Annotated in this window: 14 protein-coding genes; 3 read left to right on the forward strand and 11 right to left on the reverse strand. The window is 70.2% G+C overall.

What is annotated here, in order from left to right:
- The first annotated feature begins 190 nt into the window (after positions 1 to 190).
- The gene (locus ACQPZ4_RS30735) at positions 191 to 1,399 is read left to right on the forward strand and encodes a hypothetical protein (RefSeq protein ID WP_433043003.1); all 1,209 of its coding nucleotides are present in this window, start codon (positions 191 to 193) and stop codon (positions 1,397 to 1,399) included.
- A 26-nt stretch (positions 1,400 to 1,425) separates the two neighbouring features.
- Here the strand turns inward: ACQPZ4_RS30735 and ACQPZ4_RS30740 are convergent, their stop codons facing one another.
- Positions 1,426 to 1,974 (reverse strand): SMI1/KNR4 family protein, encoded by a 549-nt coding sequence (locus ACQPZ4_RS30740; RefSeq protein ID WP_433043006.1) that lies wholly within the window; start codon positions 1,972 to 1,974, stop codon positions 1,426 to 1,428.
- 12 nt (positions 1,975 to 1,986) lie between these two features.
- Positions 1,987 to 2,121, reverse strand: a complete 135-nt coding sequence (locus ACQPZ4_RS30745) for an Imm1 family immunity protein (protein ID WP_433043009.1) — start codon at positions 2,119 to 2,121, stop codon at positions 1,987 to 1,989.
- A 241-nt stretch (positions 2,122 to 2,362) separates the two neighbouring features.
- On the opposite strand from ACQPZ4_RS30745, the gene ACQPZ4_RS30750 reads away from it, so the two are divergent.
- On the forward strand, positions 2,363 to 4,480 hold the full coding sequence (locus tag ACQPZ4_RS30750; RefSeq protein WP_433043012.1) for a DUF3488 and transglutaminase-like domain-containing protein: 2,118 nt from the start codon (positions 2,363 to 2,365) through the stop codon (positions 4,478 to 4,480).
- Here ACQPZ4_RS30750 and ACQPZ4_RS30755 read toward each other — a convergent pair.
- Entirely contained in the window at positions 4,443 to 5,165 is a 723-nt protein-coding gene (locus tag ACQPZ4_RS30755; RefSeq protein ID WP_433043015.1) for a hypothetical protein, read from the reverse strand. The two genes, ACQPZ4_RS30750 and ACQPZ4_RS30755, sit on opposite strands and share 38 nt — an antisense overlap.
- Positions 5,166 to 5,211: 46 nt before the next feature.
- On the opposite strand from ACQPZ4_RS30755, the gene ACQPZ4_RS30760 reads away from it, so the two are divergent.
- Positions 5,212 to 6,153 carry a phosphoglycerate dehydrogenase gene (locus tag ACQPZ4_RS30760; protein WP_433043018.1) on the forward strand — a complete coding sequence of 314 codons (942 nt, stop codon included), beginning with the start codon at positions 5,212 to 5,214 and terminating at the stop codon, positions 6,151 to 6,153.
- A gap of 1 nt (position 6,154) precedes the next feature.
- Here the strand turns inward: ACQPZ4_RS30760 and ACQPZ4_RS30765 are convergent, their stop codons facing one another.
- The 8 genes from ACQPZ4_RS30765 to ACQPZ4_RS30800 all read right to left on the reverse strand — a co-directional run bounded on the left by ACQPZ4_RS30765 (position 6,155) and on the right by ACQPZ4_RS30800 (position 16,239).
- Positions 6,155 to 7,981 (reverse strand): alpha-glucuronidase, encoded by a 1,827-nt coding sequence (locus ACQPZ4_RS30765; protein WP_433043021.1) that lies wholly within the window; start codon positions 7,979 to 7,981, stop codon positions 6,155 to 6,157.
- A gap of 352 nt (positions 7,982 to 8,333) precedes the next feature.
- Positions 8,334 to 8,477, reverse strand: coding sequence for a hypothetical protein (locus ACQPZ4_RS30770; protein WP_433043023.1), 144 nt, complete (start codon positions 8,475 to 8,477; stop codon positions 8,334 to 8,336).
- 141 nt (positions 8,478 to 8,618) lie between these two features.
- The gene (locus ACQPZ4_RS30775; RefSeq protein WP_433043026.1) at positions 8,619 to 10,613 is read right to left on the reverse strand and encodes a beta-galactosidase; all 1,995 of its coding nucleotides are present in this window, start codon (positions 10,611 to 10,613) and stop codon (positions 8,619 to 8,621) included.
- Between the two features lie 8 nt (positions 10,614 to 10,621).
- Positions 10,622 to 11,275: a hypothetical protein gene (locus ACQPZ4_RS30780; protein WP_433043029.1), complete on the reverse strand. Its 654-nt coding sequence runs from the start codon at positions 11,273 to 11,275 to the stop codon at positions 10,622 to 10,624.
- A complete protein-coding gene (locus ACQPZ4_RS30785; RefSeq protein ID WP_433043032.1) occupies positions 11,272 to 12,792 on the reverse strand; it encodes a GH39 family glycosyl hydrolase in 1,521 nt (506 codons plus the stop codon). Before ACQPZ4_RS30785 ends, ACQPZ4_RS30780 begins: the two co-directional genes overlap by 4 nt.
- Entirely contained in the window at positions 12,793 to 14,445 is a 1,653-nt protein-coding gene (locus ACQPZ4_RS30790; RefSeq protein WP_433043035.1) for an ABC transporter substrate-binding protein, read from the reverse strand. It abuts the gene before it with no gap.
- Positions 14,446 to 14,467: 22 nt separating this feature from the next.
- Positions 14,468 to 15,322, reverse strand: a complete 855-nt coding sequence (locus ACQPZ4_RS30795; RefSeq protein WP_433043038.1) for a carbohydrate ABC transporter permease — start codon at positions 15,320 to 15,322, stop codon at positions 14,468 to 14,470.
- The gene (locus ACQPZ4_RS30800; protein ID WP_433043041.1) at positions 15,319 to 16,239 is read right to left on the reverse strand and encodes an ABC transporter permease; all 921 of its coding nucleotides are present in this window, start codon (positions 16,237 to 16,239) and stop codon (positions 15,319 to 15,321) included. Before ACQPZ4_RS30800 ends, ACQPZ4_RS30795 begins: the two co-directional genes overlap by 4 nt.
- Positions 16,240 to 16,393: the final 154 nt, after the last annotated feature.

The following is a 16,393-nucleotide window of genomic DNA, read 5'->3' on the forward strand; positions in this document are numbered from 1 at the left end:
ACCGCCCTCTCCGGCGGCCCCTGTTGATCTGGCCGTCGCTCCCACGGCCGAGCATCCGATCATGCGGTTCGGCTTTTCGCCGGCGACTCCTCAGGCGTTCCCAGCGGCCCTCAACCCCCTCACCACAAATCCGACATTTCCGATATCGCCGACCGGCGACGACCCGGGGCGACGCAAGCGGACCAGGCTGGTGCTCGCGGCGGCCGGAGTGACGCTCGCCGTCCTCATCGGCGGGGTCGTCGCCGCCGTCACGCTGACCGGCTCCGACAAGAACGCCAACCCGACGGCCGCCGCCGCTCAGAACCCGAACGGGCCCCAGTCCGGCGACGAGACCTCGACCTCCGCGGGTCCGGTGGGCGGGCGCGACGAAACCTCGCCGCTGCCGAGCACCGCGGTGGCACCCGCCCAGCTCAAGCCGGGTTTCGAGCTGACGGCGGGGCAGGGGCTGCGGTCGGGGAACGGGAAGTACACCCTGACGCAGCAGCCGGACGGCAACCTCGTGCTCGCCGATGACGCAAAGCGGGTGCAATGGACGTCGCAGACCACCGGCAACCCGGGCGCGACCACCAGTTTCGATCGCACCGGCGACCTGGTCGTCTACAACAAGAGCGGCATCGCCCTGTGGCGAAACACCACAAACGGACAGGCCGCACTGCTCGAACTGCGCGACGACGGCAACGCCGTGCTCACGCGCGCAGACAAAACGGAGCTGTGGTCAAGCAAAACCGAGCGATCGCGCTTGTACTCCGGCCAAATGCTCACCTCCGGCCAGCAGCGCCGCACGGCCGACGGCAAGTACACCCTCGCGCAGAACGCGGACGGCAACCTCGTCATCACCGGCGCCGACAAGAAGGTCGTCTGGAACGCGCAGACGAGCGGCCACCAGGGTGCGTACACGCTCATGCAGGACGACGGCAACCTGGTCGTGTACAGCACGGACAAGAAGCCGCAGTGGTCCTCGGGCACGTCGGGCACCACGGGCGCGTCGGCCGTCCTCAACGCCGACGGCAACCTGACCGTCACCGCCGCCGGCAAGACCCTGTGGGCGACCGCAACGGACGGCTTCACCAAACTGACCGCGGGCCAGCGCATGGAGTCCGGCCAGTCCCGCACCGCCCCCAAGGGCGGCTTCACCCTGCTCATGCAGCCGGACGGCAACCTGGTCCTGCAGAACGCGGCAAAATCCATCGTGTGGAAGAGCGGTACGAACGGCCATCCAGGCTCGTCCCTGCGCTTCCAGGCGGACGGCAACCTGGTCATCTACGACGCCGCCGGCACCGCGATCTGGAGCACCAAAACCACCGGCAAGGCCGCCACCCAGCTGCTCGTGCAGGACGACGGCACGATCGCGCTGTACACCGCGGCCAAGGTCGCCGTCTGGTCGAGCAAAACCGGATGAGCAACCGGCACAGCACACCCTCGGAACTACCGCAGTCTGCGCACGTCCGGAGTCTCGGGTACCGGCTGAAACGCAACGTCGCTCGACGGCAGTTCGTCCGGGAACCAGCTGATGCGATGCCGGCCCGAAAGCAGATCGGCCAGGAAGGCGACAACTCCGCCGGCGTAATCCGACCATCGCACGCCGCGACCCTCCAGCACCGCGATGGACCACAGTTCCGGGTCGGCCACAGGTCGCATCACCCAGAACACGGCGTCACCGTTGTCCGTCTTCGCGACGGGCAACAGCTCGCCCTCTCCATACGGCACTTCCGACGACGAGCTCCGCCGGAGACTTTCCAACGACGCCTGAGCGCGGACGACCTCCCCCTCCAAGCGGATCGCGGGAAACGGGCTCTCCGGCACGAGCACATACAGAAAGTCGTCGAACGACCCGGCCCCGTAACTGTCAACCAGCCACTTGTAGTCCAGCGGCAGCCGCGTCCCGAGCCGCCCCTCCACCTCCGCCCACAACCGAAATGGCTCCACCCGCTCCGGCGGCGTCGCCAGCGAGAGCAGCCGATCGTTATCGCGCATGAGGCTCCACCTTCAGCACTGCAAGTACGGCATCCACTGCACACAAGCCGGCTTCGCCCCGCCGCCCGCGATGAACTCCTTGAATGCCTGACGCACCAGTTCGATCGGAACCTCGCATCGCGGCGGGAACTCCCGGGCATGCCCCATGAGCGAGTAGAGCGGCTCCTCCCGGCTTTCGATCCCGCCTTGCGAAACCCAGTTTCCCGTCGAACGCCAGCCGCCACGTCGCGACCAGCCTGGGGATGGCCGGCTCGGGGCAGCGCGACGAACCGGGCAGTGGACAAAATGAGGCCTTCGGGGATCTCATCTACGTGAACGCTCAGCCGACTTCTGACTCGAAGGCCCAGGGCCGGGCAACGCGATCCGGGGGCTCGGGCGTTCTATCGACATGAACCAACGCGTGCGGCTCACGCCCGTTGCTCTCGGATCGGCCGGGCTTGCGGCCGCGCCGCTGGTGAACGTGTTCACGCGGTACACCTGGGCCTGGCAGTCCGCGCTGGTCCTCGCGGCCATGGCGCTCGCCGGTGCGCTGGTCCGGCGCTGGCGCACGCCCGCCTGGGCGGCCAGCGCCGCGATGGCCGCCGCGGCCGTGTTTACGCTCGCCGCGCTCTTCCCCGGTCGCCACGCCGCGGAGCTCGTCGGCGAGGCGTCCGCGCAGCTGCACCGCTTCGCCGCGCCGGTCGGGGATCATGACGGGCTGCGGTTCCTTGCCATCGCCGGGGTCGCGGTGCTCGGGCTGGTCGTCGACGTGCTCGTGGTCGAGCTGCGGCGGCCGGCGCTCGCCGGGCTGCCGATGCTCGCGGTGTACACGGTTCCGGTCGCGGCGCTCGATGGCGGTACGGACTGGTGGCCGTTCGCGCTCGGTGCGGTCGGGTTCGTCTGGCTGCTCGGCGCGGACAGAATCGCGCAGGTGCGCACGTTCGGGCGGCGCATCGGCGGTCAGCGTTCGCTGTCGCTCGCCGCGGCCGGGCGGGGACTCGGGCTCGCCGGGGTGGCGCTCGCCGTGGCGCTGCCGTTGCTGCTGCCCGCCGCGCTGCTGCCCGTGCAGCCCTGGTCGCCCGGCACCGGAAACGGGCGCGCCGGGGATGTCGACCTGCTCGCGTTGCTGTCCGGGGAGCTCAACCGGCCCGAGGCCGTCGCGCTGCTGGACGTGACGGGAGACGACCCGCAGCCCGGGAACCTGCGCCTCGCCACGCTCGAACAGCTCAGCAACGACGGGTTCGCGCCGCTGCCGCACGGCGCGACCAGGCCCGTCACCAGCGGTCTGCCCCGTCCCGCCTTCGGGGCCGACGTGCGCACCGGCACCCACCGCGCCGAGGTGCGCATCGGTGCGCGTTTCACCGCCGGGACGCTGCCCGTTTACGGGTGGCCGACGAGCGTTCGCGGTGTCGATGCGAGCTGGCTTTTCGAGCCCAGAACGCAGATGGTGTACTCCGAGCAGCGCACCACAGCCAACCAGCAGTACACGATGGAGTATGTGCGGCCGGAGGCCGGGCCCGACGAGCTGCGGCGCGCGCCTGCCGTGGACGCGGCCGACCCGGCGCTGCGCGACCTGCTCAGCGTGCCGCCGAACCTGGTCGTGCAGTCGCTCGTGCCAGGCCTGATCGCCGGCCAGACCACGGAGTACGACAAGGTCCAGGCGATCAAGAACTTCTTCTCGCCGGCGAACCACTTCGTGTACGACACGAAGACCGGGCCCGACACGAGCGGCTCCGCGATCACCGACTTCCTGCGCGATCGGCGCGGGTTCTGCACGCAGTACGCGGCCGCCTTCGCCTGGCTCCTGCGCGCGGCGGGCATTCCCGCGCGCGTGGCGATCGGATTCGTCGCTCACCCGAGTGGGCACGGGCGGACGACGACCCTGACCAACCACGATCTGCACGCCTGGACCGAGGCCTTCTTCCCGGGGTACGGCTGGATCCCCTTCGACGCCACCCCGCCCGGCGCCACCGGCGCGCCGGCCCCCGCCCCGGCGCCGACCGCGGCCACGAGCACCGGGGTCGCGAGCCCCACTCCGGTCACCTCGGCCGCCACCCCGATCAGCCCCGGCTCCCCACCGAGCACCGCCGCGACGCCGACCTGGGCGCTCAGCGGCCTCCTGCTCGCGCTGCTCGCCCTGCCGGCCCTGGCCCGGTCCCGCACCCGCCGCCGCCGGCTCCAGCGGGCCACCGTGCACGACGCCTGGGCCGAACTGCTCGACACGATGGCCGACTACCGCATCGCGCCCCGGGCCGGCGAGACCCCGCGCGCGGTCGCGCAGCGCCTGACCGGCCTGGACACGGCGGCGCTCGACGGCGTGCGGGCGCTGCGGACGGCCGAGGAGCACGCACGGTACGCGGCCCGGCCACTCCCCGCACCCGACCTGCGCACCGCGATCCGCGCCGTGCGCACCGGCCTGGCCACCCGCGCCGGCCGCCGGGCCCGGCTCACGGCGGCCGTCCTTCCCCCGTCGGTACTGCACCGCTGGTTCAGGAAGACACGCCCAACTGCGCGCGGAACTCGGTGAACTCCTCGAACGGGAAGCGCCCGTGGCCGGGGTTGCGGTTCGAGTACCCCGCGTACTCCCCCTCCAGCACCCACCCCCGCTCGCCGTCCCACCGCCACGCGTAGTCGTCCTCCGGCACCGCCTGCATGAGCTGCGCCGCCATCCGCGCCGCCTCCTCGCCGCGGAAGAGCCCGAGCCGCTCGAACGCACCGGCGACGACCGCGCGGTGCTCGGCGAGCAGCGCCGTCTCGTCCGACCCGTGCCCGACCCACCGCGCGAGCAGCAGCAGGCCGACATCGGCCGGAAGCGGGTGCTTCGCGGTGCGCATTCGCGCAACGACGGCCTCGACCTCGCTCCACCGCAGGCAGAACGGGTGCCAGCGGGCCTGGTCCCAGTGTCCCAGCTCCAGCGAGAGGTACGGCAGGTCCTCGTCGTCGTCATCCTCGCCGCTCTGCAGGTACAACTCGTGCAGGGTGATCTCGAAGTTCAGCTCCAGCCCGAGCCACCACCCGTCGCGGACGGGCAGGATGACCTGCGCGGATTCGAGATCGTCCTCGTCGTCGGCCGGTTCGAGGTCGTTGAGCCGCCACGCGAGCTGCTCGCCGGCCTCCTCGAAGTCGAACCCGTCGTGGTCGTCGAACGCGTAGCACCGCCAGAACTCCGGCTCCCGGACCGCGGCGACCAGCGTGTGCTCAGCCAGCTCCATGGCGCCGGACTCTATCGACCGAACGCAAGCGCGAATAATGGGCGGGATGAAGCTGCTGCTGCCGGACAGCATCGACCTGGACCTGACCGTACCGACGGATGTCACCGCCGTCCGCTACGCCGTCGACGCACCCGTCCCCGACGAGCACACGGACGCCGAGGCGCTGGTCGTCTGGGGCAACTCCGCGCCCCAACTGCGCGATTCGGCCACCCGCCTGCCCCGCCTGCGCTGGATCCAGACCCTCGCGGCGGGCCCGGACGCGGTACTGGCGGCGGGCTTCCAACCGGACATCCTCATCACGTCCGGACGCTCATTGCACGACCTGACCGTGGCCGAACACGCACTTTCGCTCATCCTCGCCGCCGCGCGCCGCCTCAACCTGCTCATTCGCGCACAGGTCGGCCACCGCTGGGCCGGCGAACTGGGCGGCCTGCAGCCCGTGGCCCCGCCCGGCACCTTCCGCACCCTGCGTGGCGCCAACGTCACGATCTGGGGCTTCGGCGGCATCGCGGCGACCCTGGCCCCGCACCTGACCGCGCTCGGCGCGAACGTCACCGGCATCGCCCGCCACCCCGGCGACCGGGCCGGCTACCAGGTGCTGGGCGTCGGCACCCTGCCCACGGTCCTGCCCACCACGGACGTGCTCGTCATGATCCTGCCCGCCACCGACGAGACCCGCCACGCCCTGAGCGCCGACCAGCTGTACCTCCTGCCGTCCCACGCCTGGGTGATCAACGTGGGCCGCGGCGCCACGGTCAACGAGTCGGCGGTCCTGGCCGCAATCCGCGCCGGCCGCATCGCCGGCGCCGCCCTGGACGTGTTCGAAACCGAGCCGCTGCCGATCGACTCCGGCCTGTGGGACGAGCCGAACGTCATCATCACGCCCCACGCCGCCGGCGGCCGCCCGATCGGCGCCGCCGCCCTGATCACCGAAAACCTGACCGCCCTGCGCACCGGTGCCCACCTGCGCAACATCGTCGACCGGTGAATCAGAAAATGCGCCGCCCGTGCGCGTCGGGGACGCCGGACTTGCGCAGGAAGTACGTGTTGATCTGATCGCGCCACTCGATCGCCGAACGCTCCTGTTCGGCCAGCCGTTCGCTCACCCGCTCGTGCAGCCCGGCCCCGACCAGCTCGGGCGCCAGCTCCGACCACCGCCGCCGCATCCGCGCAACAGCCGCCGCGCCGGCGAAGTGCGCATCATAGATGTGCTGAATGACGGTGGTTCCAGAGCGAAGCACGTGTTCGTACGGCACGTGGTGGAAGAACAGCAGCAGCTCGTCCGGGCACGTGGCGAGCGACTCGTACTCGTCGCGCCACGGCACCGGATACTGCCCCGTGAACCCGGTCCCCGTGGCCCGCGTGCGGTCGACGCCGACCCCGTCCCGGTCCGCGAAGTGGTACGTCCCCCACCGGCTGTACTCGTACCCGTCCACATCCGGCCCGTAGTGATCGCCCGGATGCACCATGAACCCGGCCCCGAGCGGCGCCGTGTACTGCTCATACACGCACCACGACCGGTCCATCAGCGCATGCAACGTCGCGCGCGCCGCATCCGGAAAGGTGAGCGAAATCCACTCGTCGAGCACCGCGACCGGATCGAGCGAGGGATCCCAGGCCAGCCGCCCGGCCGCGTACAGGTTCGCCTGCGCCAGCGGATGCCCCGTCCAGTAGGCGTCCTCGCCCACATTGGACACCGTCACGACTGCGTCCACACGATCGGCCACAGTGGACAACGCCGACGTCCACATAGGAGGCAGGTAGCACAGGTGCCGCTGCTGCCCCGTGTACTCCTGCGTCGCCTGCAACTCCACCGCCAGCCGCGTCGCGGGCATCGCGAGCAGCACCGGTGAGACCGGCTCGCGGGTCTGGAAGTCGATCGGCCCGTGCTTGACCTGCACGACCACGTTGTCCGCGAACCGCCCGTCGAGCGGCGCGAAGTGCTCGAACGCCGCCCGCGCCCGATCGGTGGACCGGTCCCGCCAGTCCTGCCGATGGTTGTACACAAACGCGCGCCAGTACACCTCGCCCCCGAACGGCGCGAGCGCGGCGGCCAGCACGTTCGCCCCGTCGGCATGCGTGCGCCCATAGGCATACGGCCCCGGCTGCCCTTCGGAGTCCGCCTTGACGACGAACCCGCCGAAGTCCGGGATGCGCGCATACACCTGCCGAGCCGCCGCCGCCCACCAGTCCCGCACCCGCCCATCACACGGGTCGGCGGTGTCGAGCCCGCCGAGCATCATGGGCGAGGCAAAGGACACCGAGAGCAAAACCCGGATATGGTACGGCCTGAAGCGCCCCGCCAGCACCGCCACCTCCCCGATCCGCTCGGTGAGCAGCCGCGCCTCCCCCGCGTGCACGTTGACGTTGTTCACCGACACCAGGTTGATCCCGGTCGAGGCGAGCAGTCGCGCATAGTCGCTCACCCGCCCGAGGTCCGAGGTCAGCGCCCCGTCCTCCCAGAAGACCGACCCGCCCGAGTACCCCCGCTCCACCTGTCCCATCACGGGGTGCACGAACACGTTGTCCCAGTGCTGCACCACCCGCCGCCCCTTGACCGGCCGATGCGTCTCCGCCCCGAAGTCCCCGGCGACGCGCAGCGAGTGAAACGCCCCGTACATGAGCCCGGCCTCGTCCGCCGCGACCACGGTGGTCACCCCGCCGACCCGCGAGATCGTGTACGCCTCCGCCCCAAGCCCACACTCCGGATCGAGCCGCAGCACCACGCCCTCGCCAACGCCCCACTCGCCGCCGGCCAGTCCTGGATCGGGCCGAGCCGCGACCTGCGGCAGCCACGCCGGATGCACCCAGCTCACGACCGCCCCACCCCGTTCACGACCGCACCGCCACCACGAACTCCGCCCGGCAATACGAGGCGGCGCGGATCGGCGGGCCGGCTGGACGCCTGATCTCGGCTCGCTGACAGCCCGCCGCAGGCAGCGCACGACACCATGGTTCGACAGGCACACGCGCCGCCATTTCGACCGCCGCCCGCCGCGCACGGCACCGCCGCACGACAGGCACACGCGCCGCCACCATGCCGACTGCAGCCCGCAACGCACGACATCGCCGCACGGCTCGAACCGGCACCGTCACCGTGAGAGGCGCAACGCAACACCACGCGGGGCGCATCGGCGGACTCTCCGGCCGCGACGGCAACGTGGCGGGTCATGCCCGCTCCACCACGGCGACCGCGAGCGGGCACAGCACGACGGCCTCCTGCACCGCGGCGCCGTTCAGCAGGTCTACGCCCGGGCCCGGCACCGCGACCCCGAGCAGCGCACGGCACCACCACACGGCCCGAACCAGCACCGCGACCCCTAGCAGCGCACCGCGGCACCGCGCGCGGTGGATCAGCGCGCGACGGCTCGGGGCGCGACGGCTCGGGGCGCGACGGATCAGCGCACGGCGGATCGGCGGACTGGCTGGACGCGGCGGCGACGACGGGGCGGGTCATGACAGGTCCACCACGGCGACCGCGAGCGGGGCCAGCACGACCGCATCCTCCACGGCGGCGCCCGTCAGTAGGTCGACGCCCGGGCCCGGCACCGTGACCGTGGCCGTGCGGGCGTCCGAGTGGTTGAGCAGGAACAGGTAGCGGTCGCGCCGCGTGGCCTCGACGTACGGCGGGGCGCCCTCCAGCACCGGGGACGCGCCCGCGGCCCGCACGGCGCTCAGCAGGGTGTCGCGCAGGGCGGACGGTTCCAGGCGGGTGCCCAGGTAGACGACGCGGCCCGCGCCGAAGTCGTTGCGGATCAGCGCCGGGCGGCCCGCCAGGTCGCCGGTGGTGTACTCGCCCAGGACCGTGGCCGTCTCAGGGTGCAGGCTGTCCTGCCACCAGTCGGCGGTCGCGGTCGTGCCGTCGGCGAACTCGACCTCGAACGTCTCCCCCTCTCGCGCCGGCCAGTACTCGTCTATGTATGCCCCGATGAGCCGGCGGAACGCCCCCGGGTAGGCGGGCTGCCGAACCTGGTTGTCCCGATCGACGACACCGGAGAAAAAGGAGATCACGACGGTTCCGCCGGCCTCCGTGAACTCCTCGAGCGCCGCGGCGAACCCGTCATGGACAAGGTACGCGCTGGGTACGACAAGAATCCGGTACGGCGACAGGTCCGAGCCGAACGACACCAGGTCCACCGCGTAGTGCGCCTCCAGCAGCGGCCGGTAGAACGACTCGGCAATCCACGCATAGTCGAAGTCGTTGCGGGGCAGGCCGTGCGTGACCTCCAGGCCCCACCAGGCGTCCCAGTCGAACAGGAGCCCGACGTGCGCTGAGGAAGAGCACGAACCCACCACAGGCGCGAGGCGCCGCAGTTCGTTGCCCAGCGCCACGACCTCGGCCCACGTGCGGGAGGACGTGCCCGAGTGCGGCAGCATCGCCGAGTGGAAGCGTTCGTGGCCGCCGCGGGAGGCGCGCCACTGGAAGAACAGGACGCTGTCGGAGCCGTGGGCGAGCGCCTGGTACGAGCCGAGCCGCATCCGCCCCGGCCGCTTGACGTTGTTCACCTTCCACTGCGAGACCGCCGACGCCGCCTGTTCCATGAGCAGCCACGGCTCGCCGCGCAGTGAGCGCATCAGGTCGAAGTTGAGCGCCGCCGCCACGTGCGAGTCGGCCACGCCCGGGTCGGGGTAGATGTCCAGCGCGACCGCGTCCTCGAAGCCGGCCCACCGCCAGTAGTCGGCGTGGCGGTAGAAGCGCATGAAGTTCGTGACGATGGGGAGGTCGTCACGGTACCGCCGGACCGCGTCCCGTTCCGCGACGAAGCACTCCAGCAGCGCGTCGGAGACGAACCGCTTGAAGTCGAGGCGCCGAGCGGGGTTCGACCACGAGCGCGGCACCGACGGTGGGCCGACCTGCTCCCAGTCGGTGTAGCGCTGGCCCCAGAACCGGGTGTACCAGGCGTCGTTGAGCGCGTCGAGCGACCCGTAGCGCGACTGCAGCCACGAGCGGAACGCCACGGCCGACGACGGGCCATAGGACGTCGGCCCGTACTCGTTGCTGATGTGCCACATCGCCAGCGCCGGATGCCCCGAGTACCTGGCGGCGAGCCGGTCGGCGATGCGCACGGCGTGCGACCGGTACCGCGGCGACGCCGGGTCGTAGTGCAGCCGGTTGCCGAACCCGAACCGCGAACCGTCCTCCATGACGGGCAACACCGAGGGATCGTCCTGCGACAACCACACCGGCGGCGCCATGGTCGGCGTGGCCAGGTCGACGCTGATCCCGCCCGCGTGCAGCAGGTCCATCACCTCGTCGAGCCAGCCGAACTCGAACCGCCCCGGCGAGGGTTCCAGCGACGCCCAGGCGAACACCCCGACGGTGACCAGGTTGACGCCGGCCCGCCGCATGAGTTCGACGTCCTCCTGCCACACCGCCCGGTCCCACTGCTCGGGGTTGTAGTCCCCGCCGAACGCGAACCCGCCAAGCCGCTGCCGCAACGTGTCCATCCGCGCATTCACGCCACGAACCGCCGCTCGATGTCCGCGCACATCGGCCGGCACACGAGCAGAAGCGCGGCAATGAACAACGACGCCGGCAGCAGCACGAACGCCTCCGACGCCAGCACGGTGATCGCCCCCGCGCTCAGCAACAGTCCGGCCGTGCCCAAAGCGACACCGGGCCGGTGCGCGAGAAAGTACGCAGCCAACCGCGCAACGTCGGAAGCGCGGAACACGTACAGCGACGAAATCACCACAGCGTTCACGCTCCAGAGCAGGATGACCGAGGCGAGCACCACCAGCAGCCAGAACCACCACCCCGGAACCCCCGCGGCCGTCCGGTTGACGAGCGAAACGAACAGCACCGCCAGCACAACCAGCGCCGGCAGCCAGACGCGCAGCACACCGAGCACATTCAGCCGGTACCCGCGCAGGAACGTCCGCGCCGGGTGCAGATCCGCGAGGTCGGACCCCCGCCGGTGCACGGCGTAGACAGCGGCTGAAGCGGCCGGCCCGAGCGGGACCGCGCACAACACGAACAGCGGCACATTGCGACCGTCCGGAGCGAGCAGCAACAGCACCACCAGCCCGGGCGCCGCCGCCACCACGAACAGCACCTCGACGACGAACAGCGTGTAGACCAGCGCGGAGAACCGGGCAAGCGTCGTCACGCAACATCACCGCCGAACAACCGGGCATCGTCGAACCACGGCGGCGTCTCGTCGCACACCGCGCTCACCTCGACCAGCGTCACCTCATGCAGCCCCAGCACCAGATCCAGCTCGACCCGCCCCCCGACCACCGGCACACTGCGATGCGTCCGCACCGGCTCCGCCGCCTCTCGCAACGCGTCGAGCTGACGGGGCAACGGCGAAGCGGGCCGCCCCATGGCCGCCCAGGCCGCCCGAGCGTTCCCCGCCTCCTCGGAGACAGAAGAACGCGCAACAAAGGCGGAGGCAGACGCGCCGATGGGCACCGACAACCGCACCCGATGCCCGTGCACAGGAGACCGCCCGGTGTGATCGACCGGCGCCCAGGCCAGCACCGTCACCTGACCGGACGCGTCCCGGGTGACCAGAAAATCAGCACCGCGCGCCAGCACGTCAGGCCCCATACGCGCCAGAAACGCGTACAGGTGAAAGGTCGGCTTCTTGATCTGCCGATGCGTCAGCAGCCCGAACCCGCCATGGAACAGCGCCGCCGGCACCCCCGCCTCCTCGAACGTGTCGCAGAACGTCCAGTACGAGAACGAGTCCACAAGATCGCCCGCCGCCGCGACCACCGGCGCCAGATAGGCCGCGTGAAACGCCGTGTCGTGGATCGGGTTGTCGGGCCGGTACGACGAGCTGAACTCCGTGATGTGCACCGGCAGCCCGTCCAGCGACGTCCCGGCGAGGGCCTTCCGCGGCGCCCCGAACTGCTCCAGCAGCGCCGCGGAGGGCCGCAGCGTCTGGTACGACAGAAACGGCACCGCCTGCGCGGGCCCGGAGGTGTAGGCGTGCCGGCTCACGAAGTCGACCGGCACCGAACGAGCGGCCACGAAGTCCGCGAAGCGCAGCAGCCACTCGTCCGAGGCCCCGGGCGACAACGCCGGCCCGCCCACCTGCAGCGACGCGTCGACGGACTTCACCGCGGACACCGTCAGCTCGTACAGCCGGTGGTAGGCGTCCTGGTCCGCGCCCGGCCAGAACACCGTCAGGTCCGGCTCGTTCCAGACCTCGATCGGCCAGGTGCGCACCTCGTCGAGCCCGTACCGGTCGACGAGGTGCGCCATGAACGCCCGCACGAGCGCGGTCCACTCGGCCGGCGACGAGGGCGGCGTCACGTTCCCCTGCCACCAGAAGACCGTCTGCGAGCCGGAGCCGAGCGCCGCCGGGGTGAAGCCGAGCTCGACGAACGGCCGCACCCCCAGCGTGAGGTAGGCGTCGACGACCTGGTCGACGTACGTGAACGCGTGCGCCACCCGCCGCTCGCCGCCGAACTGGTACGGGCGGTAGACGCCGACGCCGTCGCTGAGCACGCCGTGCTGGCGGATGTGCCGGAACCCGATCTCCCGCTGCACGAGGGCGAGGGAGTCCTGGTAGTCGCGGCGCAGGGCCAGCTCGAACCGCCCGGCGCCGACGGAGTGGCGCCAGGCGTCGGTGAGGCGGCCCGAGGGCCGGTCCGGCACGAGCATCGGGGCGGTCACTCAGCCGTGCGCCTTCTTGTACCGCTGGTACGCGGCGTTGACCGTGTCGACGTACTTGTCCATGTTCTTGCCCTTGAGCTCGCTGACGTACGCGTTCCACTCCGACAGCGGCCGCTGGCCCAGGATGAACTTGAGGGTCTGCTGGTAGACGGTGTCCTTCAGCCCGGTCTCCCACAGCGTGGCCTGCTCGCGCTCCTCGGCGCTGAGCGGCCGCGGCGGCGGCTGGGGCCGGTTGGTGCGCTTGTTCATGACCTCCTGGAAGGCCAGCTCCTCCTTGGGGAACTGGGAGTTGAGCAGCTTCGTGGAGCCGCCGTAGACGAAGACGCCGTTGAAGAAGCCGTACTCGACCTGGAGGTTCTTGGTCCCGGACGGGTTGAGCCCGCCGAAGTTCACGTCGCTCGCGAGCTTCAGCGAGCCGTCCTCGACGCTGCCGGTGTAGGTGGTGCCCTCGATGCCCCACTTGGCGAACAGCTTGCCCTCGGGCGAGTAGAACAGCCAGTCCATGAACTGCATGAGCGCGACGAAGTTCTTGCTCTGCCGGGCCTTCGCGGAGATCATCACCCCGGACTCGAGGCGGGACACGTAGATGGTCTCGCCCGTGCTGCCGGTCGGCACCGGGATCTTCAGCACCGTCGCGCCCGGGATGTTCTTGATGCTCGGCCGGATCTCGTTGACCAGCGTCTGGGCGTTGCAGCTCATCACGAACGACTTGCCGTTGGCGAACTTCTGCTTGGCCTGGTCGTCGGGCTGCGTGAAGCTCTCCGGGTCGACCAGCTTCTCCGCCACGAGCGTGTTCAGGAACTGCAGGACCTGCTTGTACTGGTCGGTCGCCCCGGCATACACGAACTTCTTGGCGCCGTCGTCCCAGGTGGTGTGCTGGAAACCCCAGCCGGCCAGGGCGCCGTAGGACGACCCGACGAGGTTGAGCAGGTTGTTGCCGCCCGGCTGGGGCGGCGTGCTCCAGCGGTCCGACAGGGGGTACACGTCGGGGTGGGCCTGTTTCATGGCCTTGAGCACGTTGTGCAGATCGTCCCACGTCTTGGGGATCGTCAGCCCGAGCTGCTGCAGGACGTCGGTGCGGATCGCGAGGGAGTAGTCCTGCCAGGCGTCCTCGTGCAGGCCGGGCAGCAGGTAGAACTTGCCGTCCTCCTGCCGGAAGCCGTCGAGGTCCGGCTCCAGCTTCCACTTCGCGACCTGCTCCTTGAAGTTCGGCATCAGGTCGAGGTGGTCGCTGACGGGCAGGATCGCGCCGGAGGCGATGTAGGCCTCCTCGTCGGGGTGGTACGTCTTCGGGATGATCAGCGGTGCGTCCCCGGACGCGACCACGACGCTGCGCTTCTGGTTGTAGTCGCTGCCCGGCACGACCGTCGACTGCAGCGTCACGCCGGTGCGCTTCTTGAGCTCCTCGAAGAAGAGCCAGCTCTCCTTGTACGGGTAGGCGGCGTTGCTGTACATCATGATGGGGAACGTCAGCGGCGCCTTCGCGGTGAATTGCTTGCCGACCGCGTAGTCGTCCATCGCCCCCTCGCGGTTCGCGCTGTAGTCGGGGGCCTTGCCGCCGTCGTCGGTCTCGTCGTCGCCCGAGCAGCCGGCCATGGTGGCAAACGCGGCGGCACCGGCGGCGCCCAAGACGGCGCGTCGAGAAAGTTGCATCGGTCCTCCTGAAAGAGACGCGTCAGCCCTTGACGGCGCCGAGGGTGACGCCGGAGACGAAGTAGCGCTGGATGAACGGGTAGACCATGACGATCGGCAGGGCGGTCAGCACGATGGTCACGGCCTGGATGTTCGCGGCGATCTGCAGCGTCATCTCGCTCGGCGCGGAGATGTCGGTGCCGCCGGTCGCCCCCGCGATGAGGTTGCGCAGGTAGATCGTGACGGGGAACAGGTCGGCGTCGTCGAGGTACAGGAACGCCGCGAACCACGAGTTCCAGAACGACACGGCGTAGAACAGCGTCATCGTGGCGACCACCGCCTTGGACAGCGGCAGCACGATGCGCAGCAGGGTGCCGTAGGTGCCCAGGCCGTCCACGGCGCCGGCCTCCTCCAGCTCGACCGGCATCGCCTCGAAGAACGCCTTCATCACGAGCAGGTTGAACACGCTGATCGCGTTGGGCAGCACGATCGCCCACAGGGTGTTGCGCAGGCCGAGCGAGCTGACCAGCACGTAGTTGGGGATCAGGCCGCCGTTGAAGAACATGGTGAAGACCGCGATGCCGACCAGCGCGGTGCGGCCCTTGAGGTGCCGCTTGGACAGCACGTACGCGTAGCAGGTGGTCAGCACCATCGAGATCAGGGTGGCCACCACGGTGTACAGGACCGTGTTGCCGTAGTTGGTCCAGAACACCGGGTCGCCCATGACGCGCTTGTACGTGGTCAGGTTGAACCCGCGCGGCCACAGGTTCACGTCGCCGTTCTGGATGTGCTGCTCGTCGCTGAACGAGCGGGCGACGACGTTGACGAACGGGTACAACGTGAGCACCACGACCCCGGTCAGGACGACCGCGTTGACGACCCTGAACGCGCGGCTCACCACAGGCTCGCCCCGACCGTGCGGCGCGAGATGAAGTTGGTGGTCAGCACCAGCGTGAGGCCGATGACGGACTCGAACAGCCCGATCGCGGCCGCGTAGCTGAAGCTGCCGGAGACCACGCCGACCCGGTACAGGTACGTGGAGATGACGTCGGCGGTGGGGTAGGTCAACGGGTTGTACAGCAGCAGGATCTTCTCGAAGCCGACCGCCATGAACGTGCCGACGTTGAGGATGAGCAGCGTCATCATCGTGGGCCGGATGCCGGGCAGCGTGACGTGCCAGGTCTGGCGCCACCGGCCCGCGCCGTCGATCTTCGCGGCCTCGTACAGCTGCTGGTCGATCGTGGTGAGCGCCGCGAGGTACAGGATGGTGCCCCACCCGACGGTCTGCCAGACCTCCGAGGAGACGTAGATCGTGCGGAACCAGCCGGGCTGCTGCAGGAACGAGATCGCGTCCCCGCCCAGCGCCTTGATGCCCGCGTTCACCGCGCCGTCCAGGGCCAGCAGCTGGAACACCAGGCCGGCCACGACCACGATGGACATGAAGTGCGGCAGGTAGGACACGGTCTGCACCAGCCGCTTGAGCCAGCGGGTGCGGACCTCGTTGAGCAGCAGGGCCAGCACGATCGGCAGCGGGAACGTGAAGGCCAGGGTGAGCCCGCCGATGATCAGGGTGTTGGTGAAGACGTGCCAGAACGTGGGGTCGTCCCAGAACATCTCGAAGTAGTGCAGGCCGACCCAGCGCTCGCCGAACAGGTCCCCGCCCGGCTTGTAGCGGCGGAACGCGATCACGTTCCCGGCCATCGGCAGGTACCGGAAGATCACGAAGAAGGCCAGCGGGACGACGGCGAGCGAGTACAGCTGCCAGTCCCGGCGTAGGGCCGCGCGCCAGGTGCGGCGCCGCGCTCGGACCACCATGGGCCGCCCTCCTGTCGAAACTTTCGGAAACTCCGCCGCAACGGCAAGGGCGAATGTAGATTTCTCGATGGACCGTGTCAAGGGTTCCTGGCGAAGCGCTATGACCTGCAAACACTTGCAAACGCCGATCTGTCGCAGGCGCCCTGGTAGCGCT

The sequence above is a fragment of the Dactylosporangium sp. CS-033363 genome (assembly GCF_050942475.1).
Classification (GTDB): domain Bacteria; phylum Actinomycetota; class Actinomycetes; order Mycobacteriales; family Micromonosporaceae; genus Dactylosporangium.